20 protein-coding genes are annotated in these 22,191 nt (G+C 65.8%); 7 read left to right on the top strand and 13 right to left on the bottom strand.

Going from position 1 to position 22,191, the window contains the following annotated elements; genetic code table 11:
- Position 1 precedes the first annotated feature (1 nt).
- From ACQP1O_RS42480 to ACQP1O_RS42520, 9 genes are all read right to left on the bottom strand, one after another.
- Positions 2 to 877, bottom strand: coding sequence for a hypothetical protein (locus tag ACQP1O_RS42480; RefSeq protein WP_433563860.1), 876 nt, complete (start codon positions 875 to 877; stop codon positions 2 to 4).
- A gap of 91 nt (positions 878 to 968) precedes the next feature.
- Entirely contained in the window at positions 969 to 2,141 is a 1,173-nt protein-coding gene (locus ACQP1O_RS42485) for an MlaD family protein (RefSeq protein WP_433563861.1), read from the bottom strand.
- Complete coding sequence (locus ACQP1O_RS42490; RefSeq protein ID WP_433563862.1) at positions 2,138 to 3,253, bottom strand: MCE family protein; 1,116 nt, start codon at positions 3,251 to 3,253, stop codon at positions 2,138 to 2,140. The genes ACQP1O_RS42485 and ACQP1O_RS42490 overlap by 4 nt, the downstream gene beginning before the upstream one ends.
- Positions 3,250 to 4,311, bottom strand: coding sequence for an MCE family protein (locus tag ACQP1O_RS42495; protein ID WP_433567993.1), 1,062 nt, complete (start codon positions 4,309 to 4,311; stop codon positions 3,250 to 3,252). The genes ACQP1O_RS42490 and ACQP1O_RS42495 overlap by 4 nt, the downstream gene beginning before the upstream one ends.
- A gap of 77 nt (positions 4,312 to 4,388) precedes the next feature.
- Positions 4,389 to 5,387 carry an MCE family protein gene (locus ACQP1O_RS42500; RefSeq protein WP_433563863.1) on the bottom strand — a complete coding sequence of 333 codons (999 nt, stop codon included), beginning with the start codon at positions 5,385 to 5,387 and terminating at the stop codon, positions 4,389 to 4,391.
- Complete coding sequence (locus tag ACQP1O_RS42505; RefSeq protein WP_433563864.1) at positions 5,384 to 6,427, bottom strand: MCE family protein; 1,044 nt, start codon at positions 6,425 to 6,427, stop codon at positions 5,384 to 5,386. Before ACQP1O_RS42505 ends, ACQP1O_RS42500 begins: the two co-directional genes overlap by 4 nt.
- Positions 6,424 to 7,899: an MlaD family protein gene (locus ACQP1O_RS42510; RefSeq protein ID WP_433563865.1), complete on the bottom strand. Its 1,476-nt coding sequence runs from the start codon at positions 7,897 to 7,899 to the stop codon at positions 6,424 to 6,426. Before ACQP1O_RS42510 ends, ACQP1O_RS42505 begins: the two co-directional genes overlap by 4 nt.
- A 12-nt stretch (positions 7,900 to 7,911) precedes the next feature.
- Complete coding sequence (locus ACQP1O_RS42515; RefSeq protein WP_433563866.1) at positions 7,912 to 8,775, bottom strand: ABC transporter permease; 864 nt, start codon at positions 8,773 to 8,775, stop codon at positions 7,912 to 7,914.
- A 3-nt stretch (positions 8,776 to 8,778) separates the two neighbouring features.
- A complete protein-coding gene (locus ACQP1O_RS42520; RefSeq protein WP_364609113.1) occupies positions 8,779 to 9,597 on the bottom strand; it encodes an MlaE family ABC transporter permease in 819 nt (272 codons plus the stop codon).
- A 499-nt stretch (positions 9,598 to 10,096) separates the two neighbouring features.
- Here ACQP1O_RS42520 and ACQP1O_RS42525 point away from each other — a divergent pair, with 499 nt between their 5' ends.
- The gene (locus tag ACQP1O_RS42525) at positions 10,097 to 10,762 is read left to right on the top strand and encodes a serine protease (RefSeq protein ID WP_433563867.1); all 666 of its coding nucleotides are present in this window, start codon (positions 10,097 to 10,099) and stop codon (positions 10,760 to 10,762) included.
- A 52-nt stretch (positions 10,763 to 10,814) separates the two neighbouring features.
- Here ACQP1O_RS42525 and lppU read toward each other — a convergent pair whose 3' ends face one another.
- Complete coding sequence (gene lppU / locus ACQP1O_RS42530; protein ID WP_433567994.1) at positions 10,815 to 11,414, bottom strand: LppU family putative lipoprotein; 600 nt, start codon at positions 11,412 to 11,414, stop codon at positions 10,815 to 10,817.
- Between the two features lie 143 nt (positions 11,415 to 11,557).
- On the opposite strand from lppU, the gene ACQP1O_RS42535 reads away from it, so the two are divergent.
- The 6 genes from ACQP1O_RS42535 to ACQP1O_RS42560 all read left to right on the top strand — a co-directional run bounded on the left by ACQP1O_RS42535 (position 11,558) and on the right by ACQP1O_RS42560 (position 18,646).
- On the top strand, positions 11,558 to 12,856 hold the full coding sequence (locus tag ACQP1O_RS42535; protein ID WP_433563868.1) for a cytochrome P450: 1,299 nt from the start codon (positions 11,558 to 11,560) through the stop codon (positions 12,854 to 12,856).
- A gap of 294 nt (positions 12,857 to 13,150) precedes the next feature.
- Positions 13,151 to 14,056 (top strand): L,D-transpeptidase, encoded by a 906-nt coding sequence (locus ACQP1O_RS42540; RefSeq protein WP_433563869.1) that lies wholly within the window; start codon positions 13,151 to 13,153, stop codon positions 14,054 to 14,056.
- Between the two features lie 272 nt (positions 14,057 to 14,328).
- Positions 14,329 to 15,258 (top strand): carbohydrate ABC transporter permease, encoded by a 930-nt coding sequence (locus ACQP1O_RS42545; protein WP_433567995.1) that lies wholly within the window; start codon positions 14,329 to 14,331, stop codon positions 15,256 to 15,258.
- 68 nt (positions 15,259 to 15,326) lie between these two features.
- A complete protein-coding gene (locus ACQP1O_RS42550) occupies positions 15,327 to 16,118 on the top strand; it encodes a carbohydrate ABC transporter permease (RefSeq protein WP_433567996.1) in 792 nt (263 codons plus the stop codon).
- 19 nt (positions 16,119 to 16,137) lie between these two features.
- Positions 16,138 to 17,469, top strand: coding sequence for an ABC transporter substrate-binding protein (locus ACQP1O_RS42555; RefSeq protein WP_433563870.1), 1,332 nt, complete (start codon positions 16,138 to 16,140; stop codon positions 17,467 to 17,469).
- Positions 17,470 to 17,566: 97 nt separating this feature from the next.
- The gene (locus ACQP1O_RS42560) at positions 17,567 to 18,646 is read left to right on the top strand and encodes an ABC transporter ATP-binding protein (protein WP_433563871.1); all 1,080 of its coding nucleotides are present in this window, start codon (positions 17,567 to 17,569) and stop codon (positions 18,644 to 18,646) included.
- 42 nt (positions 18,647 to 18,688) lie between these two features.
- Here ACQP1O_RS42560 and ACQP1O_RS42565 read toward each other — a convergent pair whose 3' ends face one another.
- The 3 genes from ACQP1O_RS42565 to ACQP1O_RS42575 form a co-directional block, all read right to left on the bottom strand.
- A complete protein-coding gene (locus ACQP1O_RS42565) occupies positions 18,689 to 20,671 on the bottom strand; it encodes a M13 family metallopeptidase (RefSeq protein ID WP_433563872.1) in 1,983 nt (660 codons plus the stop codon).
- A gap of 169 nt (positions 20,672 to 20,840) precedes the next feature.
- On the bottom strand, positions 20,841 to 21,221 hold the full coding sequence (locus tag ACQP1O_RS42570; RefSeq protein ID WP_433563873.1) for a DUF397 domain-containing protein: 381 nt from the start codon (positions 21,219 to 21,221) through the stop codon (positions 20,841 to 20,843).
- 31 nt (positions 21,222 to 21,252) lie between these two features.
- On the bottom strand, positions 21,253 to 22,104 hold the full coding sequence (locus tag ACQP1O_RS42575; protein WP_354849086.1) for a Scr1 family TA system antitoxin-like transcriptional regulator: 852 nt from the start codon (positions 22,102 to 22,104) through the stop codon (positions 21,253 to 21,255).
- Positions 22,105 to 22,191 lie beyond the last annotated feature (87 nt).

Genomic DNA, 22,191 nt, shown 5'->3' on the forward strand with positions numbered 1-22,191 from the left:
ATCAGTTAGCCGGCTTGGGCGCCGCGGTGGTGGCGGGCGCGGGCTGGCCGGACGGGGCGGGCTGACCCGAGGGCTGGGCGCCCTGCTGGTCGCTGCCGCCGGTTCCGCCCGGGAACAGCGGGTTCTCGTCACCGGCGTAGACCGGCTGGAACTTCGACACCAGCCACTTGCCGTCGTGCTTCTCCATCTCGACATAGGTCGGGATGGTGAGCACGATCGGCTTGGCGTGGAAGTCGTTGGTGGAGGTCTGGGTCAGGCTCACCAGGACCGAGGCCTTGTCGGCATCGCCGGACTCCCAGCCACAGCGCAGCACGTTCAGCGAGGACTTGGCATGCGCGCTGGACAGGATGTCCTTCACGTCACCGGCCATCGGGTCGAACATCTGCTTGAACTCACCGGTGATGAGCGCCTGCACGCGCGGGCCGAAATCGTTCCACGAGGACTGGTCGTAGACCGAGACCGCGCGCGCGAAATCGCAGGCGGCCTTGGCGGCGGAGTCGCGGTCGGCGAGTTCGTTGCTCTTGGTGTGCGATTGCCACCAGAACGCGCCCAGACCCGCGAGCGAGGCGACCAGCAGCACGCCGAGCGCGATGAGCGCGACCATCGGCACCGCGACCTTGGAGGCCAGCGCGGACTCGGACTTCGCCTTCGGCGCGGCGGCCGCCGGTTCCGGCTTGGCGGCCGGTGCGGCCGAATCCGCTTCGGACTCGGCCGCCTTCGCTTCCGGCTCGGCCTTCGCTTCCGGCTCGGGCTGGGCCGCCTCGGCGTCCTTCGTCAGCTCCGGCTTCTCGGCGCCCTGTTCGGCGCTGCTCTGGGCATCGGCCTCGGCGATGGAATCGTCTTCGGTTGTCTTGTCCTGGGCAGCGTCGTCCGACATCTATTCGATCACTTTCCCGGTGCGCTGCGGACGCACCGTCTAGGTTTCGTCAGCGAGTATGCCCGCTGCTCCTGAGAGCGGCGGGCGGCACTCACTTGACCGGCGGCAGAGTCCGCTCGTTCGGATCCGATCCCGCGGGCGGGAGCGCGCCATTGTTGGGCACGTCCGGTCGCGGTGCGTTGCCCGAGCCGCGAATCTGCTGGTCCTGGGGTGGGTTCTGGCAGTAGCTCGCCCATTTCGGGAAGGTGTTCTCGGTCGCTACGGCGGGGTTCACCTTCTTGGTGACGTAGTCGCAGAAGGACCGCGGCCAGATGTCGACGATGGTGTAGAACTCACCGTCGTGCGCCGGCACGCCCATGGCGGAGGTGCCGACCACCAGCGACGGGAACAGTGCCCGCAGCGCCGGGGTGCGCAGCTGCGCGGCCTTGGTGATGGCCGCGAAGTTGGTGGCCAGGCTGGTCATCGGGTCGGCGGTCTTGTCCAGCACCGCGCCGAGGGCCTGCATCTGGCCGGGCGCCTGCTCCAGGATCTTCTGGAGTTCGGCATTCGCGTCGTTGAACTGATTGAACAACACACTCGAATTACGGGTCAGCGTACCCAGATCCGGCTGCGCCAGCGACGTAGTACCGGAAATGACCTGGAGGTTCTTGATCAGGTTGGTGGTCTGGGGGAGCAGGTTGTCCAGGCCGTTGGTGGCCAGGCTGATGCCGTCGACGAGCGAGCGCAGCTGGTCCGGGCCGCCGGAGAGGGCGGTGTCCAGCTCGGCCAGGATGACGCTGAATTTGTCCGGATCCACCTGGGCGATGAGCGCGCTGGCATTGTCGAGCACAGACCACACGGGGGTGGGGGTCTTGACCTTGTTGGCGTCGAACTGGATCACCGAACCGCTGCGCAGGAACGGGCCCTGATCGGTGTTCGGGCGGAAGTCGATGTACTGCTCGCCGGCGCCCGACAGCGCGCCCACCGACACCTGGGTGTCGGCCGGGATCGAGTACTTCTTGTCGATCTCGGCGGTGGCCGCGATGGCCGCGCCGTTGTCGATGAGCGTGATATCCAGGACCTTGCCGACACGGTAGCCGCGCAGGGTCACGTCATTGCCGCTCTGCAGCCCGCCGGATCGGTCCAGATTGACCGTCACCGTGTAGGTTTCGCGCAGCGGATTCACCCGCATCACGCTGATCAGCAGGTAGGACGCGCCCACCAGCAGGATCAGCACCAGCGCGGAATTGGACACCAGGTTCTTGTGTCGCGATACCCAATTCATCGGTGTCCCCCGTTGATCCGGCCGTAGATGATCTGCAGCACCTGGATCAGGCTGCCCCCGAAGTCGTTGAGGTCCTTGAGGTCCGGGAATTTGCTGTTGGCCGGATCGGTGAGCAGGCCGATGTCGAGCATGGAAAGGGTCGCGGCCACGGCCAGGGTGTCGCCCTTGAACGAGGCGTCGGCCTTGGGCCGGATGTCGTGCAGGGCGTCCAGGGCGGGACCGAGGGTCTGATCGGTCCGCGACAGCGCGCTCATCAGCTGGTTCACATTGTCGAGCAGGCTGCTGAGCGAGTCCGAGGTGGTGTTGGCGTAATCGCCCAGTGCCGCACTGGTTGTCGAGATCTTGGTGAGCAGATCACCGAGGGCCTGGTTGTTCTCGGCGATGGCGCCGATCATGCCCGGCAGGCTGTCGGCCACCTGGCCCAGCTGCTGGTGGTTGGCCTCGATGGTGTTGGCCAGCGCACTGAATCCGGCCAGCACATTGTCGACGCGCGAGCTGTTGTTGTTGAGGCTGGTCATCACGCTGGTCAACTGAGTGATGACATGACCCACCTGGTCGCCGCGTCCGCCGACGATCGAGTCCAGCTCCGAGGTCAGCTTGGACAGGCTGGCGATGCCACCGCCGTTGAACAGCAACGAGACCGACATCAGCAGCTCTTCGACGGTCGCGCCGGCCGAGGTGTTGGTGAGCCGGTCACCGTTCTTCAGCAGCTGCATGCCGGGCTCCGCCTTGGGGATGGACACCGCCACGAAGACGTCGCCGAGCGGGGTGGCCTGGCGCAGTTCCGCGGTGCTGCCGGCCGGCAGCTCGATGTCCTGGCGGATGGCCAGGTCCACATTGGCCTTGAAGTCCTTGGTCGTGATCTTGGTGACCACGCCGACGTCGGAGCCGCCGACCTTGACCTTGGCCTGGTCGGGCAGGTTCAGCGCATTGTCGAAGGTCGCGTGAATGGTGTAGGTGTTCGCACCCGGACCGGGTTTGGGCAGCGGCAGGCTCTCCACCGTGATGCCGCAGCCGGAGGCGACGACGGCCGTCGCGGAGACCGCGATGGCGACGACCGCCCGCCGAGCCGAGCGGCCCGCGCGCAGATCCTTCCAGAAGCGATTACTCATTTGGTCATCCCCAGCATCGCCGCCATCAGACCGAAGTCGGGTCCGAAGTCCTCCATTTTCCCGGTGCGGCAGCCATCCGATCTCATCTGGATGCGTTCACAGAACAGGCTCACGATCTCACCGGAGAGCGCGGTTCCGATCAGGCCGTGCAGGCGAATGAAGTTGCCCTGCCGGTTGACCGAGCGGTCCAGGTTCTGCATGAGCAGCGGGGCCACGTCGACCACCTCGGTCACGCCGGCCGCATTGGCGCGCAGCTGGTTGGTGACGTTGGTGAGCCCGGTGAGGGTGCCGTTGAGCTGATCGGAGTACTGCGAGAAGGCACCACTGGTGTTGGCCAGGAAGGCATTCAGCTGATCCAGCGTGCCCTGCAGACCGGGGGCCTGATCGGCCAGCAGACCGGTCATCTGGGTGATCTTGTTGCTGAATCCGCGCACCGAGTCGTCATTCTCGGCCAGCATGGTGGTCAGCTCGTTGAGCTTGATGATGATGGTGGAGATGGCGTCCTTGTTGTCGACGCCGGTCTTCAGTGCGCCGGAGAGCGCGTTGAGCACATCGCGCATCTTCTCGCCGTTGCCGTTCATCATCGGGTACAGCACGCGACCCGAGAGCGGGCCGATGCCTTCCTGCCCCGGCTCGGGCTTGAGCGCGGCGGCGAAGCTGTCGATGGTCTTGATCATGGTGTCCAGCTCGACCGGGGTCTTGGTCTGCTGGGTGGTCAGGTGCGAACCGTCGGCCAGGGTGTCACCGCCGGTGTAGCGCGGGGTGAGCTCGATGTGCCGGTCGGTCACGATGGACGGCGAAACCAGTGCCGCCTGAACGTTCTTCGGGATCTTGACGCCCTTGTCCACGGTCATGTGGACCTCGACGTACTGACCCTTCGGAATGATCTTGTCGACCCGGCCCACCTCGAGCCCGAGCACGGTGATCGGGTTGCCCTCGAACATGCCCGCGATATTGAGGAAGTCCGCGGTGAAGTGCTGGGTCTGCCCCGCGGCGTCCTTCACCCCGAGCGGCACGATGGAGCAGGAGCCCACGGCCCACGCCGCGGCGCCGATCATGGCCGCCTTGGCGATTCGGCCGAGCAGGCGCTGTCTCTGTTCCGCGCCGGTCGATGTCGCTGCCTTGAAGCTCGATGTCATTGGTGGCACCCCTCGTTCACCTGCGCGAAGCACAACCAGTTGTCCGGGAACAGCCACGGCAGCGCGACCTCACCGTAGTTGCCGTTGCCGAAGGCATTGTTGAACTGCCGGATGGCCGGCGGCATGATCGACAGCAGCCGATCCAGGTTGTCCTTGTTCTTCTGCAGACCGTCGGCCATGGTGTTGAGCTGCTGCAGGGTCGGGCCGAACTTGTTGTCGTTGTCCGCGCCGATCTGCTGCAGCTGCCCGGTGAGCGTGGCGATGTTGTCCAGCAATGTCTTCAACAGGTTTTGACGCTGCATCACCCGGTCGGCGATGGCCTGGCCCTGGGTGATGACCAGCAGCACGCTGTTGCGGTTGTCACCGAGGATCTTCGTGACCTTGTCCAGATCCTTGAGCAGCTGGTCGACCTGATCCTTGCGGTTGTTCATGGTCTTGGCCAGCGCGCCGATGGCATCGAGCGCCTGCACCGTCATCTGCGGGGTGTCGCCCATCTGCTGGTTGATCAGATTCAGCGAATCCGCCAGCTTCTTCGTGTCGAGCTCCTCGAACTTGGGCGTGCCCTCCTGCACCACGTCGGCCAGGTTGTAGGGAACCACGGTGTTGGACTTGGGAATCCGGTTGCCCTTCAACCCGGAGCCGTCACCGGGCATCAGGTCGACGTAGCGTGCACCCAGCAGGGTCGCCATCTTGATCGACGCCTTGGCATCCGGGCCCAGCTTCACGTCCTTGTCGACATTCAGAGTGAGCAGTACGTGGTCACCCTCGAGCTCGGCGCCCGAGATGGTGCCGACGGGGACACCGGAGACATTCACCTTGTCACCGACCTTGACGCCGGCGGTCTGCACGAACTCGGCCTTGACGCTCTGCGTGCCGACACCCACGGTCTTGTAGAGGGTCGAGCCCAGCAGCAGCGCGACGATGACCGCCACGCCGAGGACGCCGAGCCAGAAATTGCGATTGGTACCGAAGCGGTTCTTGAGTTTCGAGATCATGGCCGGCACACCGCCGAGTGGGAGTTGCCGCCGATCTGCGAGAACAGACCGCGCGGGAAGAGGATGCCGTACAGCGAGACGTCCAAGCTGCACACATAGGCATTGGCGTAGGCGCCGTTCTGAGTGAACTTGCCGACGTTGGAGAGGATGCCGGGCAGGTCCACCGCCGCCTGGTCGAGCTTGGCGCCATTGGACAGCAGCATCGCCAGCGCATCGTGGGTGGCGTTCTGCGCCAGCACCAGCTTGGGCTGGATGGAACCGAACATCCCCACCAGAGCCGTTGTGGCATCGGCGATCTGGACCGTCGACGCCTGCAGCGACTGGCCCTGCGCGTAGAGGCCGCCGATCAGGGCGCGGGTCTGGGTGACCAGCGTCTCCAGCTCGTCGCCCCGCTTGGCCAGCCCCGACATCACGCCGGACAGGTTGGTGATCACGTCGGAGAGGATGCCGTCTCGGCGTTCGAAGTCCGTGGCCACCGAAGCGGCCTGGGTGATGAACGCGCTCAGCGACACATTGTCACCCTGCAGCGCCTGGATGAAGGTGTTGGACAGGTTGTTCACCTGCTCGGGCTGCAGCACCTGGAACAGCGGCTGGAAACCGTTGAGCAGCGCCGAGATATCGAACGACGGCTCGGTCCGCTCGAGCGGGATAACGCCGTTGTTCTTCAGCACGACATGGTCGCCGGTGTGCGGCTTGCCCGCGGCGGGCGGGTTCAGCGCGACATACCGCTGCCCGATCAGGTTCTGGTACCGGACCAGCGCCTTGGTGTCCCCGTACAGCGTCTGGTCGCGCTGCACGATGAAGGTCACCACGGCCTGGTTCTTCTTGTCCAGCTCGATCTTCTCGACCTTGCCGACCCGCACACCGGCCATCCGGACGTCATCGCCCGCACGCAGGCCCAGGACATCGCTGAAGGTCGCGGTATAGCTGTTGGTATCGCCTTTCACGGTGCGCGCGAGCGTATTCCAGATGACGGCGGTCACCAGGATGGACACGATCGCGAAGATGCCGAAACCGATCAGCGGCTTACGAACGCTCATCGGCCGGCCTCGCTCTGACTCAGTTGCAAGGTCGCACCCTTCAGGATCGGGCTCAACAGCAGGTACTCGGCCGCGGTCGGACGCCGGCCCAGCAGGGCGGTGATGGCGTCGTCACCGGCCAGGGCGATGTTCCCACCGGTGGGCACCGAACCCGGCTGGCTCGCCGGAGCGGCCGGAGCCGGAGCGGCCGGAGCCAGATTCGGGAACAGCCCCTGCAGCGGCGTGCCCGCGAGCGGGTCGTTGCCCGGCTTCGCGGCGCCGTCGCTCGGCGCGTCGGTGGGGGTGCCGGTGGTGGTGAGACCCGGGATCAGCGGGAAGCCCGGCGGCGGCGCGGTGACCGGCAGGTCCTTGGCCGCGTCGATGGCCCTGGGGCGCATGGCTTCCGGCAGCGTGCCCGGATCCGAGGTGAGGGGCGCGGTGCCGCAGCTCGGAGCGGCCAGGTCGCCGTAGCGTGGGCAGTCGTCGCGGGTGTAGGGCTTGTAGGGCGTGAAGGTGATGCCCATGTTCCAGATCATCTGGTTCTGCGGACCCCAGTGGAACGTCGAACTCAGCTTGCGCACCGAATCGTTCAGGTTCGCGATGGCCTGCGGAATGGCGTCCGGGTTGTCCGACAGCGCGCCGAACATGGCGCTGGTCCCCGTGGTCAGATCCTTTCCGACATTGGGGTTGCGGGCGAACAGACCGTTCACCTTGTCGATGGTGTTCTCGCTGCCGGAGATGAGCGCGGTGAGCTCGGCCCGGCGGTCGGAGATGGTCTGCGCGGTCTTCACCGAATCCGACAGCACGCCCATCAGTTCCGGCGCGGACTGGTTGAGCGCATGGAAGGAGGAGGAGAAGTCGTCGAGGAAGCCACCGACATTCGGCACCGCCCCGCGCACGCCCTCGAGCCAGCGGTCGACGCGCTCGATGGTGGAGCCGGGCATGCGGCTGCTGCCGTCCAGCGCGTAGGACAGCGTGCCCAGCACGCGGCCCAGCTGCACCGGATCGATCTTGCTCAGAATATTACGGACCGTGGTGAGGGTGTCCTGCAGGGCGATGGTGCCCTTGGAGGTGTCCTCCGCGATCTGCGAACCCTCCTTCAGATGCGTGGAATCCGGTCCGTTGTAGACGAGTTCGACCGAGGTGACGGCGAACAGGTTGGAGGGCACGACGCGCGCGGTGACATTGGCCGGGACGCCGCCGGCGTACTCCGGCTTCATCTCGATGTGCACCTCCTGCTTCGTCCCCTTGGCCGCGACCGACACGTCCTTGACCGCGCCGACCAGCACGCCGCGGAACTTCACGTCGGCATTGGCCGGCAGGCCGTCACCGGTGGTGGTCAGATTCGCTGTGACATTGACCTTTTCGACGAAGTATCCGCGGTACCGGGCGAACAGGAAGCCCAGCACGACGGCGATGACGGTGAGGCCGCAGGCACCGGCGATGAGCAGCTGCCGCATCGTCGGTCCGCGCCCGCTCGGATCGATGATCATCGTGTGCGCCCCCTATCCCGAGATCCGGATGCCGGGGTTCACGCCCCAGATCGCCAACGTCATGAACAGGTCGGCGAAGACGACCGCGATGATGCACAGCTTGATCGCGCGACCGGCCGCCACACCCACGCCTTCCGGGCCGCCGGAGGCGAAAAACCCGTAGTAGCACTGGATGAACGTGGTGATCGCGACGAAGAGGATCGCCTTCAGCAGTGAGTACAGCACATCGTGCGGCACCAGGAACTGATAGAAGTAGTGCTGGAAGGTGCCTGTCGCGGTGCCGCCCACCAGGGACACGGTCAGCGAGCAGGAGATGTAGGCCAGCGGCAGGGCCACACAGTACAGCGGCACGATGGCGATCATGGCCGCGATCATGCGGGTGCTGACCAGATACGGAAGCGGCCGGATGGCAACCGATTCCAGCGCGTCGATCTCCTCGGAGATCCGCATGGCGCCCAGCTGCGCGGTGAACCGGCAGCCCGCCTGCGCCGCGAAGGCGACCGTGGCCAGCATGGGCCCGAGCTCACGCGTGGTGGCGAAGGCCGAGATGGCGCCGGTGAGCGGGCTCAGGCCGAGCAGGTTCAGCGAGGTGTAGCCCTGGATAGCGACGGTCATGCCGCCGAACGCCGACAGGATCAGCACCACGCCGATGGTGCCGCCACCAACGATGAGATTGCCGTTGCCCCAGGTGACGTCGGACAGCAGCCGCCACACCTCTTTGGGGTACTGCTTGAACGCGAGCGGCATGGAGCCGACCGAGCGCAGGAAGAAGAACACCTGGTGGCCGATGCGCGCCAGCCAGTCACGCGGCGAACTGGCCGCGCCCTTGATCCGCTGGAACGGCCGCAGCAGCGGCGGTACGTACGTAGCTGACACGACTCAGACCACCTGCGGGGGGAAAAGGGTGTTGTACAGCTGCGTCATCATCAGGTTGACGCCGAAGAGCATGACCGCGGACATGACCACGGCGGTGTTCACCGCGTTCGCCACGCCACCGGGACCGCCCTTGGCGTTGAGCCCCGAGTCGCAGGCGATGACGGCCGCGAACAGGCCGTAGATGAGCGACTTCAGCAGGGCCACAGCCAGATCCGCCGTGATCGCGAACGACGAGAACGTACTGATGTAGGAGCCCGGGGTGCCGTTCTGGACGAAGATGTTGAACATGTAGCCGGTCAGGAAGCCGACGAAAACCACGAAACCGCACAGCAATACCGAAACCAGCATGGCCGCGCCGAGACGCGGGGCGACCAGCCGCCGCATGGGATCGACGCCCATGACCTTCATGGCGTCGATCTCCTCGCGGATGGTGCGGGAGCCGAGGTCGGCACAGATGGCGGAACCGACAGCGCCGGAGATCATGAGCGCGGTGACCAGCGGCGCGCCCTGCTGAATGATGCCCAGGCCGTTGGCCGCGCCGATGAAGGACGTTGCGCCGACCTGCCCGGCCACCGATCCGACCTGGATCGAGACGATGACGGCGATCGGAATGGCGACCAGCAGGGTGGGCGCCGCGGCAACATTCGCCATGAACGCGCACTGCCGGATGAACTCACGGTAGGGGAAGCGCCGGCGGAAGATCGCGATGAAAAGCTCGGCGACCGCGGCGACACCCATCGACATCATCCGGCCGCCGGTTTCCAGTGACCGTTTCGGATGATCCTGCCAGTACGCCTTGGCCCAATCCACGGCCACATTCATCCGTGATGGTGACGGTGGGCTTTCCTGGTCCCCCGGGCTCTTGGTCAACTGCACTGACTACCCCTCTCGACGCCGGAGTTACCCGTCTCCGGCGACTGTTGCTGGACGCACCCTACTACGGAGTTAGGAAAAACACACCACCGATTGTGGTTCCGGTCATAGAGACGGATCACTTTCGATGTATTGCTGTGAACAGCCACATCAGGGTCGGTTTACGGGGCAAAAAACCTGGCAGAGATCTAGAACTTGTTCTAGTTTCGAACTATCCACCGATGTATGTGGACATCGACCGGGTAACAATTTGTAGGAACGAATTTATCGGAATTCGATAGCTATTGCGTATTGTTCCGTAATCCACATCCAACTAGGTATCGGCCACGAACCCCGGCAGGACACGGCTAGGCAACATGTGGCAGTACAACAGGCAACCGGGCTCGAATACTGACAGGATGTGTAACCGCAGGTTCAGATTCGTGCGGCTTCCGACGTCTGGAGGGACATGATCAAGAAACTCGCCGGAGCGACCGGCGCATTCGCCATCGCCCTGAGCACCGCGCTCTTCGGAATCGGAGCTGCTCACGCCGATGCCGCGCCCGCCGTCATCGGTGGCGGCTCCGGGATCATCATCGATGATCAGTACGAGTGCACGGTGACCACCATCGGTCACGACGGCGCCGGACGGCTGGTCGGCCTGACCGCCGGGCACTGCGGCGACGCCGGGTCCCGGGTATGGGCCGAAAAGGATCGCGCCGCAGGACAGATCGGTCAGTTCGTCTACTCCAACCACGATCTCGACTACGCCGTCATCCAGTTCGATCCGGAACGCGTCATCCCGGTCAACCGCATCGGCAATGTCACCATCACCGGGATCGGCGGCCCGGCCGGATTCCCCATGATCGTCTGCAAGGAGGGCCGCACCACCGGTAATACCTGCGGCATCTCCTGGGGCGACGTCTTCGACACCAACGTCGAGACCTGGAGTCAGATGTGTGTGGTGGAGGGCGATTCCGGCGCGCCGGTCGTCGTCGGCACCACCCTCGTCGGCATGGTGAACGCCTACCTGGCGGTGGCCTGCTTCGGCCCCGAGGTCGGCACGAACATGAGCTCGATCATGGCCGACCTCAACGGCCGGGGCAGCGTCGGCTCCGGCTATACGGTGATCTGATCCACGAACGATGCTGACCGGGGCGGTGATCAGGGAATCACCGCCCCGGTTGCTATTTGAGGGTGTTGACGCAGACGACGAAATTGCGTTCGTCGTAGACGTAGCCCTGGTCGCCGTCGGGACAGTCGTCGACGCTGCTGCTGTGCTGCACGATCGACACCACCTTCACACCCTCGGTGGCCGTGGTGGCGGTACAGGGGATGCGGTGGGCCGCGTCGTTGCCGACGTCCATACAGTCGCCGACCACCCAGTCGATGGTCAGGCAGAGGGCGCCGGTCTCCACACCATTGAGGGTTTCGTAGTAGACCTGGTCGGAATCCTTGCCGCACTGGGCATTGCGCGGGGCCTTGCCGGTCACCTTGTAGTTGGAGTCCTGGCTGCCGCAGCTCGCCTTCTGGATGCTGGCGTTGTCGGTGGTGCCACCGAGCTTCACGCAGTCGCCGATCGTGGCCTGGAAGTCGGTGTTGCCGCCGCGGTCGGCGCGCGGGGTGGTGGTGGGCGCACCCGAACCGGGCTTGCCGGAGGGTTTGCCGGGGGTGGTGCCGGGGGCCTTGGTGGGGATCACGAGGTCGCCGGGGGCGGCCTGGGGATGGCCGGAAACGGTGGTCCCGCAGCCGGCGAGCAGCAGGGCGGCGGCGGAGATCGCGGGCATGGCGATCCGGGCGGAAAGCTGCTGACGCAACACGGGCGAGTCCTATATTTCGAAACAAACAGATTTGACTTCTGTGCCCATGCATACACCACGGGCACCGGGAAGATCGAACCGAGGCGGTCCGGCATTTCGTATAGGAAGCCATGAGCACCGACATCCTGGAGCGTTATCTCTCCTGGCGGCGCGGACGTGACGGTGACCCCTTCCGGGTGCGGATACCGGCGCTGGGACCAGTGCTCTTCACCGGCACTCCCGAGGGCGCGCGCGAATTGTTCCGGGCCCCGGTGGACCTGCTCGAACCGCCACTGCCCAATCCCATCGAGCCCATGGTGGGCGCGGCCTCGCTCATCCTGGCCCGCGACGACCGGCACCGGCGCGAGCGGGCGTTGCTCGCGCCGGCATTGCACCGCAATCGAATCAGCGCCTACGGCAACACCATTCGCGAGGCGGCCCGGGCCGAGCTGAGCGGGGAGCGCACCGGGGACCCGTGGCGGCCCGGCACCCGGATCGATGCCCGCGCGGCGGCGCGGGCACTGACGCTGCGGGTCATCCTGGCGGCGGTGTTCGGCATCGACGATGCGGAGCGCCGAGCCGAATACACCACCGTCACCAAGGAATTCCTGGAGTCCTTCGGCAGCACGCTGTTCATGCTTCCGGCACTGCGGCGCAAGCTGTTCGGGCTGTCCGGCTGGGAGCGGTTCAGCACGGCGCGGGATCGGCTCGACGAACTCATCGACGCCGAGGTGGCGCGGCGGCGCGCGGACGGGGGCGGCGGGGCGGATCTGCTGGCGCTCATGCTGGACACCCGCTACGCGGACGGCAGCGCCATCACCGACACCGACCTGCGCGAGCAATTGCGCACCCTGCTGGTGGCGGGGCACGAGACCACGGCGACCGCGCTGGTGTGGGCGCTGTACCGGCTGCACCGGGAACCGGAGGCGCTGGCCCGGCTGCGCGCCGAACTGGCAGCCGCCGGAAGCGATCCCGGCCCGGCCGAACTGATGGCGCTGCCCCACCTGGACGCGGTCTGCCAGGAGACGCTGCGGCTGCATCCGCCGGTGCCGATCGTATTGCGCAGGCTCACCGGTGATTTCATGCTGCGCGGGGTGCGGCTGTCGGCGGGGGACACCATGGGGATCTCGGTGCACCTGCTGCACACCGATCCCGCGGTGTGGCCGCAGCCGCGGCGGTTCCGGCCCGAGCGGTTTCTGGAGCGCCGCTACAGCCCGTTCGAGTTCGCCCCGTTCGGCGGCGGGCACCGGCGTTGTGTCGGTGCGACGCTGGCCGATTACGAACTTCGCATTGTGCTGGCTACTGTATTGACCGATGTGCGGCTGCGGTTGTCGCCACGGTTCGCGCGTGGGCCCGCGCCGATGTCGGTGCCGCACACCATCACGGTCGGGCCGCGCAGCGCCATCACGTTCGATGTCGCCGGGTTCTGAAGGGAACTCGGTGATTTCGATCACAAGCACGTTTCGGGAAGTGAGCACGCCGAAAGCGGCCGCGCCGGTGTCACTTTCGGGGAATCGCCGATGCCATCGGCGGATTCGCGCCGGTCGAGTAACCAACCCGCAGACCCGTGACGCAGCGCACACCGGTTAGTCGGTATGCATAACTGGCAGAAGCCAATTGGCTTGCCGGACGGATCGCTGTAGTAATGGACGCGGGGTTGGGACCTGTGCGGGTGAAGTGTGCCCGCAATCTGCGTGTGAACGAGGATCTGAGAGGACCGAGCTGTGCGCCATACCCGGTATCGGAAAACGGGACTGATCGCCCTCGCCGCCATTGCGGCGACCGGAGCAGTGGTGGCAGCACCCGCCTCAGCGACTCCGCTATGGCCGGGCGGACCGGAGGTACCGGGTGTGCCCTCCGCGGTCATGCCGCAGCCCGAGCCGGGCTCGCTGCCCACCGACCCGAACGCCAAGTCGCCGATTCCGCCCGCCAACTTCGCGGCCCCGAACATCAGCCCCGGTGACGGGGATGTGGTCGGCGTGGCCATGCCGATCATCATCAACTTCAAGGACCCGGTCGGCGATCACGCCGCCGCCGAGAAGTCGATTCGCATCACCTCCACCAACAAGGTGAGCGGCCACTTCTACTGGATGGGCGACAAGCAGGTGCGCTGGCGGCCCGAGGACTTCTGGCCGGCCGGCTCCAAGGTGACCGTCCAGGCGGGCGGCACCGACGTCGCCTACCAGATCGGCGACGAGTTCATCACCACCGCCGACGACACCACCCACGAGATCACCGTGACCCACAACGGCGAGGTCGTGAAGACCATGCCGACCTCCATGGGCAAGAAGGATCACGAGACCCCGAACGGCACCTACATCATCAGCGAGAAGAACCGCAAGATGATCATGGATTCCTCCACCTACGGTGTGCCGGTGACCGATCCGCAGGGCTACAAGCTCGAGGTCGAATACGCCACCCGCATGTCCAACAGTGGCATCTTCGTGCACGCCGCCCCGTGGAGCGTTGCGCAGCAGGGGGTTTCGGACACCTCGCACGGCTGCCTGAACGTCTCCACCGAGGACGCCAAGTGGTTCCAGGAGAACGTGAAGAAGGGTGACCCGGTGATCGTCAAGAACACCAACGGCGGCACCTTCAGCACCTCCGACGGCTGGGGCGACTGGAACTGAGCTCCCCGGCCTCTCCGAGGCTTCAGCGCACGGCCGAGAGCCGCCCGAGCGCCCCGCCCATTTGGGCGGGGCGCTCGCTCGTTCCTGCTGTTGGCCGACCGTTCATATGAATTCCGTCTCGAAACAAGTTGGGCGGTCGTACGATTCGGCGCATGTCCGCGCCGCTCGAGGGTGTGACCGGTGAACAGTCGGTGGCGCGCGCCGATCGACAGTTCAGCGATCTTCCATCCGGAATTAACCAGTCAGTAGCCCGAAGCCGCAAGGCTGCGCGGGTGCGATCTTGGCCCGAACGAGTACTCCCGACGCCCCCGGGGCGCGGGTGGCGAAGCAGACCCTGGCAGGACTATGCGCTCTTCGTCGTCCTGGTCGCGCCGAACCTGATTCTGCTGGGGCTGTTCGTCTATCGGCCGCTGGTCGACAACATCCGCCTGTCGTTCACCGACTGGAACATCTCGGCGACCAGCCTGAACTGGGTCGGCTTCGACAACTACACCGAGTGGTTCGGCCGCGACGACTCCTGGCAGATCGTCGGCAATACGGTGATCTTCACCGTCGCCGCCGTCCTCGGCAGCATGGTGCTGGGTCTGGCGCTGGCCCTGCTGCTGGATCGCAAACTGTTCGGGCGCAATGTGGTCCGATCCGCCATCTTCGCGCCCTACGTCATTTCCGGCGCGGCCATCGGCGTGGGCTTCCAGTTCATCTTCGACCCCGGCTTCGGCCTGGTCCCGGATCTGCTGGAGCGGATGGGGATTCACTCGCCCGACTTCGCGCAGGACCCGCACTGGGCGCTGTTCATGATCACGGTCACCTATATCTGGAAGAACCTGGGCTACAGCTTCGTCATCTATCTGGCGGCGCTGCAAGGGGTTCGGGTCGATCTCATGGAGGCCGCCGAGATCGACGGCGCGAGCCGCTGGACCACCTTCACCCGGGTGTTGCTGCCGCAGCTGCGGCCCACCACCTACTTCCTGTCGATCACGGTGCTGCTCAACTCACTTCAGGTCTTCGACCTCATCAACGTGATGACCCGCGGCGGGCCCATCGGCACCGGCACCACCACCATGATCTATCAGGTCTATCGCGAGTCCTGGGTGAACCAGCGCGCCGGATACGGGGCGGCCGTCGCCACCATCATGTTCCTGGTGCTGCTCATCGTGACGCTGGTGCAGGTGCGCATCATGGACCGAGGGGACGAGAAGTGAACCGGCTCAACGCGCTGAGCGCCTTCCGCGATCGGGAACTGTGGGCCAAGGTTTTCGGCTACGCCGCCATGGTGTGCGTGCTGATCATCGTCGGCGTCCCGCTGTACTACATCCTCACCCGCTCCTTCATGGCGCACACGGAGGTCTACTCCCAGCCGGTCCGCTACTGGCCCGAACGCTGGCTGGCATCGAACTACCACGACGCCACCACCGCGCTGCCGTTCTGGCAGTTCCTGCGGAACTCGATCATCGTGACCGGCATCGTCTCGGCGGTGAAGTTCGTGCTGGGCGTGCTCAGCGCCTACGGCCTGGTGTTCCTGCGCTTCCCCGGCAAGAACATCGTGTTCCTGGTGATCATCGCGGCGCTCATGGTGCCCAACCAGATCACCATCATCTCCAACTACGCGCTCATCGCCCAGCTGGGCTGGCGAAACACCTTCCAGGGCATCATCGTTCCGCTCTGCGGCGTCGCTTTCGGCACCTTCCTCATGCGCAATCACTTCCTGTCGCTGCCGAGCGAGGTCATCGAGGCCGCGCGGATGGACGGCGCGGGCTGGTGGCGGCTGCTGACCCGGGTGGTGCTGCCCATGTCCGGACCCACCATGGTGGCGTTCGCGGTGGTCACGCTGGTGAACGAATGGAACGAATACCTGTGGCCGTTCCTCATGGCCGACGACGCGCGGGTGGCCACCCTGCCGGTCGGCCTGACCCTGCTGCAGAACACCGAGAACCCGAGCGTCACCAACTGGGGTCCCGTCATGGCCGGGGTCATCCTGACCATGCTCCCCATCCTCATCGTCTTCCTGGTGCTCCAGCGCCAGATGATCAAGGGCCTCACCTCCGGTGCGGTCAAGGGTTAAGTCCCAGAAGGAGATTCCTGTGTCGGATTCACGTTTTCCCGCTCTGTCGCGACGGGGGTTTCTCGGCTTGGCCGGCGCGGCCGCGGGTGCGGCGGCGCTGACCGCGTGCGCCGGATCCGGTGGCGGCGGCACGCAGGGCGGTGACTCGAAGACCATCACGTTCTGGTCCAACCACCCCGGTACCTCCAAGGACCAGGAAACCGAGCTCATCAACCGGTTCCAGGCCAAGTACCCGGACCTGAAGGTCAACCTCGTCGACGCGGGCAAGAACTACGAGGAGGTCGCGACCAAGTTCAACGCCGCGCTCTCCGGTGGTGAACTGCCCGACGTGGTCATCCTGTCCGACGTGTGGTGGTTCAACTACGCGCTCAACGGCACCATAGAGCCGCTGGACAGCCACTTCTCCGCGGCCGGGGTGAACGTGTCCGACTACGTGGACACCTTCGTCGGTGACTACAAGTTCAACGGCAAGACCTGGGCGCTGCCGTACTCGCGCTCGACGCAGATCTTCTACTACAACAAGGACGTCTGGGCCAAGGCCGGACTGCCCGACCGCACGCCGAACAGCTGGGACGAGTTCGACGAGTGGGGCCCGAAGATCCAGAGCGTGATGGGCGACGGCAAGTGGGCGCACGGCTGGGGCGACGCCAAGAACTACCTGGCCTGGACCTTCCAGGGTCCGTGCTGGACCTTCGGCGGCGCGTACTCGGACGAGTGGAAGCTGAAGTTCAACGACCCGGCCACCATCAAGGCCGGAAACTACCTGCGCGACTCCATCAATACCAAGAGGTACGCCAGCATCCGGCCCACCTACGCGGTCGACTTCGGCAATGGCATCATCGCCTCGGCCATCGGCTCCACCGGAGACCTGAAGAGCATCAACACCAATGCCGCGGGCAAGACGCAGTTCGGCACCGGCTTCCTGCCGCACCCGAACGGGCTGGCGGGCTGCACCACCGGCGGTGCCGGCCTGGCGATTCCGGCGCGGATCAGCGACGCCCGCAAGGAGAACGCGCTCAAGTTCATCGAGTTCATCACCAATGCGGCCAACACCTCGTACTTCTCGCAGGCCACCGGCTATGTGCCGGTGCGCAAGTCGGCGCAGCAGGATCCGGGCATGCAGGACTTCCTGGCCAAGAACCCGAACTTCAAGACCGCGATCGACCAGCTGCCGCTGACCAAGCCGCAGAACTACGCGCGCGTTTTCGTGCCCGGCGGCGACCAGATCATCGGTACCGGGCTCGAGCAGATCGGCCTGCAGAACCGGGACACCGCAGCGGCTTTCGGGGACATCGCCAACCAGCTGCAGACGATCATCGACCGGCAGATCACGCCCAAGCTGCCCAAGTAGAGACGCACCCGCACGCTGACGTCAGGGGCCGGAGGCGGCAGCCTGCGTAACCACGTAGGCCCCGGCAGTGTGAGCATTGGACAAGGAGAGCGCCGGCATGGCGACTGTGCAGTTCGAGGGAGTTTCCCTCACCTATCCGGGTGCGCCCGGCCCCGCGGTCGACGACCTGAACCTGGACATCGCCGACGGCGAATTCCTGGTGCTGGTCGGGCCCTCGGGCTGCGGCAAGTCCACCAGTCTGCGCATGCTGGCGGGTCTCGAAGCGGTGACCGCCGGGCACATTCGCATCGGCGGACTCGACGTGACCGGCCTGCCGCCGCGTTCGCGCGACGTCGCCATGGTGTTCCAGAGCTACGCGCTCTACCCGAATATGACCGTGGCCGAGAACATGGGGTTCGCGCTGCGCAATGCGGGTATGAGCAAGGCCGACACCAGGGTTCGCGTCACCGAGGCGGCCGCCATGCTGGAGCTGGAGGAACTGCTCGACCGTAAGCCCGCGCGGCTGTCGGGCGGGCAGCGCCAGCGTGTCGCCATGGGCCGCGCCATCGTGCGGCGGCCGCAGGTGTTCTGCATGGACGAGCCGCTGTCGAATCTCGATGCCAAACTGCGGGTTTCGACCCGCTCGCAGATCGCGGCCCTGCAGAAGCGGCTGGGCACCACCACCGTGTACGTGACCCACGATCAGGTCGAGGCCATGACCATGGGGCACCGGGTCGCGGTGATGAAGGACGGGAAGCTGCAGCAGATCGCCGCTCCCCGTGAACTTTACGACGATCCGGTCAATACCTTCGTCGCCGGGTTCATCGGCTCGCCCGGGATGAACCTGCTGACCGCACCGGTCCGCGAGGGCGCGGCCGTGCTCAACGACCTGCGAATCCCGCTGCCACACAATATCGACGGCAAGAGCGTGATCATCGGCATCCGGCCCGAATCCTGGGAGGTAACCACCGACGCGGGCAATGCGCTCGCGGTCGAGGTGGAGCTGCTCGAGGAATTGGGATCGGAGTCGTTCGTGTATTCGCACGGTGTGGCCGACGAATGGTCCAGCCGCTCCGGCCGGGTGGTCGCGCGGGTGGATCGGCGCTTCCAGGTCGCACTGGGCGACCGTCTGCTCCTGACACCCAAGCAGGACGAACTCTTCTTCTTCGACGCGGAGACCGAAGAGCGCCTGCGCTAGCCGACCGGGGCCCCCGCCACCTCGGCGAGGGCCCGGTCCCGACTACCAGATCTTCACGCGCTCAGCGGGATCCAGATAGAGCTCGTCACCAGGCCGCACATCGAAGGCGGCGTGGAAGCTGTCGAGGTTGCGGACCACGCCATTGCAACGGAACTCCGGCGGCGAGTGCGGGTCCACGGCGAGGCGGCGGATGGCCTCCTCGGTGCGTGCCTTGGTGCGCCACACCTGCGCCCAGCCGAAGAACACCCGCTGCAGGCCGGTGAGTTCGTCGAGCACGGGGGAGTCCTGGCCCTCGATGGCGATCCGGTACGCCTCCAGAGCGATCGAGAGACCGCCCAGGTCGCCGATGTTCTCACCGATGGTGAACTCGCCATTGACCTTGTGGTCCGCCGACAGGTCCTTGGGGGAGAACCGGTTGTACTGGTCGATCAAAGCCTTGGTGCGCTTGCCGAATTCGGTGCGGTCCGACTCGGTCCACCAGTCGACCATATTGCCGTCGCCGTCGTATTTGGAGCCCTGATCGTCGAAGCCGTGGCCGATCTCGTGCCCGATGACCGCGCCGATACCGCCGTAGTTGGCGGCGTCGTCGGCGTTCATGTCGAAGAACGGGGGCTGCAGAATGGCCGCCGGGAAGACGATCTCGTTCATGCCCGGGTTGTAATAGGCGTTCACCGTCTGCGGGGTCATGAACCATTCGCCGCGGTCCACCGGGCCGCCCAGCTTGTTCAGGTCGCGGTCGTGCTCGGCGGCGTAGCCGCTGCGGTAGTTGCCCACCACGTCGGCCGGATCCACGGTGACCGCGGCGTAGTCGCGCCACTGCTCCGGGTAGCCGATCTTGGGAGTGAACTTCTCCAGCTTGGCCAGCGCGGCCTGCCGGGTGTCCGGGCCCATCCACTCCAGCTCGGAGATATTGCGGCGGTAGGCCTCCTGCAGGTTCGCCACCAGCTCGACCATGCGGGCCTTGGCCTCCGGCGGGAAGTGCCGGGCCACATAGAGCTTGCCCACGGCCTCGCCCAGCAGGTCCTGCACCAGGGAGACGCCGCGCTTCCAGCGCTCCCGATTCTCCTGCGCACCGGTCAGGGTGCGGCCGTAGAAGTCGAAATTGGCCTCCACCAGATCCGCGGTCAGGTACGGCGCGCGGGCCTTCACCACCCGCCAGGCCGCCCAGGCCTTCCAGTCCGCCAGTGATTCCGAGGCCCAGAGCTGGGCGAAGGTGCGTACGTAATCGGGCTGGCGCACTACGAGTTCCGCGAACAGCTCCGCCCCGGAGCGATCCAGGCCCGCGGCCAGCGCGGAAGTCCAGGCGGTCCAGTCGAATTCCGGGTTCTCGGCGGCCAGCGCGTCGAAAGTGGTGAGGTTGTAGCTCAATTCGGCATCGCGGCGGCGCACGACGTCCCAGTGACCCGCGGCCAGCTTGGTCTCCAGCTCGAAAACCCGCTGGGCGTCATGGTCCAACCCGGCCAGCTCGAACATGCGGCGGATGTGGGCGACGTACTTCTCGCGGATCTCCGCGTATTCGTCCTTGTGGTAGTACGACTCGTCGGGCAGGCCGATGCCGGACTGGGTGGCGTGCACCAGGTACCGGGTGGAGTTCTTGTCGTCGGTGTCGACGTAGAAGGCCAGCGCGCCACCCACGCCGGTGCGCTGCAGGCGGCCGATGAGCGCGGCGAAGTCCGAACGGTCGGCGACGCCGGCCACGGCGGCCAGTTCCTCGGCGATCGGGGTCAGGCCCGCCGCCTCGATGGCCTCGTCGGCCATGAAGCTGTTGTAGAGATCGCCGATCTTGCGCTCTTCGGTGCCGGGCGCGGCATCGGCCGCCGAGGCGTCCTGGATGATCTTCTGCACATCCAGTTCCGCCTGGTCGTAGAGCGTGCGGAAGGCACCGTCCACCGCCCGGTCGGCCGGTATCTCGTAGCTCTCCAGCCATTTGCCGTTGACGTGCGCGAACAGGTCGTCCTGCACCCGTACGTCCGCGTCACGGAAGGACAGGTCGATACCGGAGGGAGGCGTCAGCTGCGAAGTCACGATCCCCAGTATGCACAGATCCGCCTCCCCGCGACTTCGGCGCACGGCTGAGGGCCGTCAGCACTCATGCACGCGTGCCGGAGGTCGAGTGCCGAACCGATTTCGGACGTACCCGACGAGTTACCCCCATCGGCACGAAATCAGTTGTCGCATTCGGAACGAGGGCAGCTCAAGCGGGCACGGGTATCCGGTCGAACTCCCCGTCGCGGGCCCCGGCGACGAAGGCGCGCCATTCGCCGGGGGTGTAGACCAGGGTGGTGTCGCGGTGCCGGAGGGTGGTGTGGCCGTCCGCACCGGTCTCCGCGCTGAGCGCGGTGCGGAGGGAGCGGCGGCCCAGCACCGCGGCCAGGAATGTCATCCATTCGGTCGCGGCGACGGTGATGATGGGCTCGTCTTCAAGGCGATGTTCCGGATTGCGCCGGTACTTGCTGTCGCGGATGAGCACCGCATCACCGTCGAATCGAACCTCCACGCACTGATTTCCGTTATTGGTACGGGACGACGTGAACCAGCCGCGGGTTACCGGCTGATAGTTCGCGGTGTTTAGCATGGGCAGCATTTTACCGTTACGCATGCGTATCCTACCCTTGCGAATAGCGTTTGATCAGCTCCAAAGATTCTGCGCGACCGAGGGATTGGTCGAGCGCACGCACAAATGCGAACCGCAGATCGCGAATCTGCGACGAATCCTCCACCGCCCCACCGAAAACCGCGCTCTCCACCCAGGTGAAGGTGGGGAGATTCTCGGAAGCGAAATCCAGCAGATGGAAACTCGACCCGCCCAGCAGCGCGCCCCGGGTCGCGGTGAACGGAATCACCCGCACCGAAATGGAATCCAGCTCGTCCAGCAGTGTTGCCAGATGTTCCAGTTGCCCGCGCAATACTTTCGGGCCGCCGATCTGCTGTAGCAGCGTGGCCTCGCCGATCACCGCGGTGAGTTCCACCCGGTCGTCGCCGCGCAGCCGTTCCTGCCGCTTCAGTCGCACCGCCACCAGCTGTTCCACCTGGACGGGACGGATCATGACGTCGGCGCTGATGAGCGCCCGCGCGTATTCCTCGGTCTGCAACAGCCCGGGCACCACCAGGCTGTCGTAGCTGCGGATGCTCTCCGCGCCCAGCTCCATGCCGTAATACCGTTGCAGCTCAGGCCCGATCAGCGCCGAGGACCTGGCCCACCAGCCGCGCTCCTTGCTCAGCGCCAGCAGTTCCAGCAGTTCCGCGCGCTCCTCGCCCTCCACCTCGAGCAGCTCCAGCACCGGGCCGATGGTGGTGGCCGTGAGGACGCGCCGACCCTTCTCCACATGCGACCAGTTGGCGGGGGTGAAGCCGACGCGCTTGGCGAAGGTCGCAGAATCGAAGCCGCACTGCTCACGCAGTTCGCGCAGTCGCAGGACCAGCTCCCACCGGGCGACAGTAGGCGAGACGGGTGCCATGAGCAGTGATGCTACGCCGGAGAACTCGCGGGCGTGTGACTATTGTCATACCGATTGCCCGGCCCTAAGGTCGGTAGCAGGAGGTTC

It is taken from the genome of Nocardia sp. CA-151230 (assembly GCF_050942175.1).
GTDB lineage: Bacteria > Actinomycetota > Actinomycetes > Mycobacteriales > Mycobacteriaceae > Nocardia.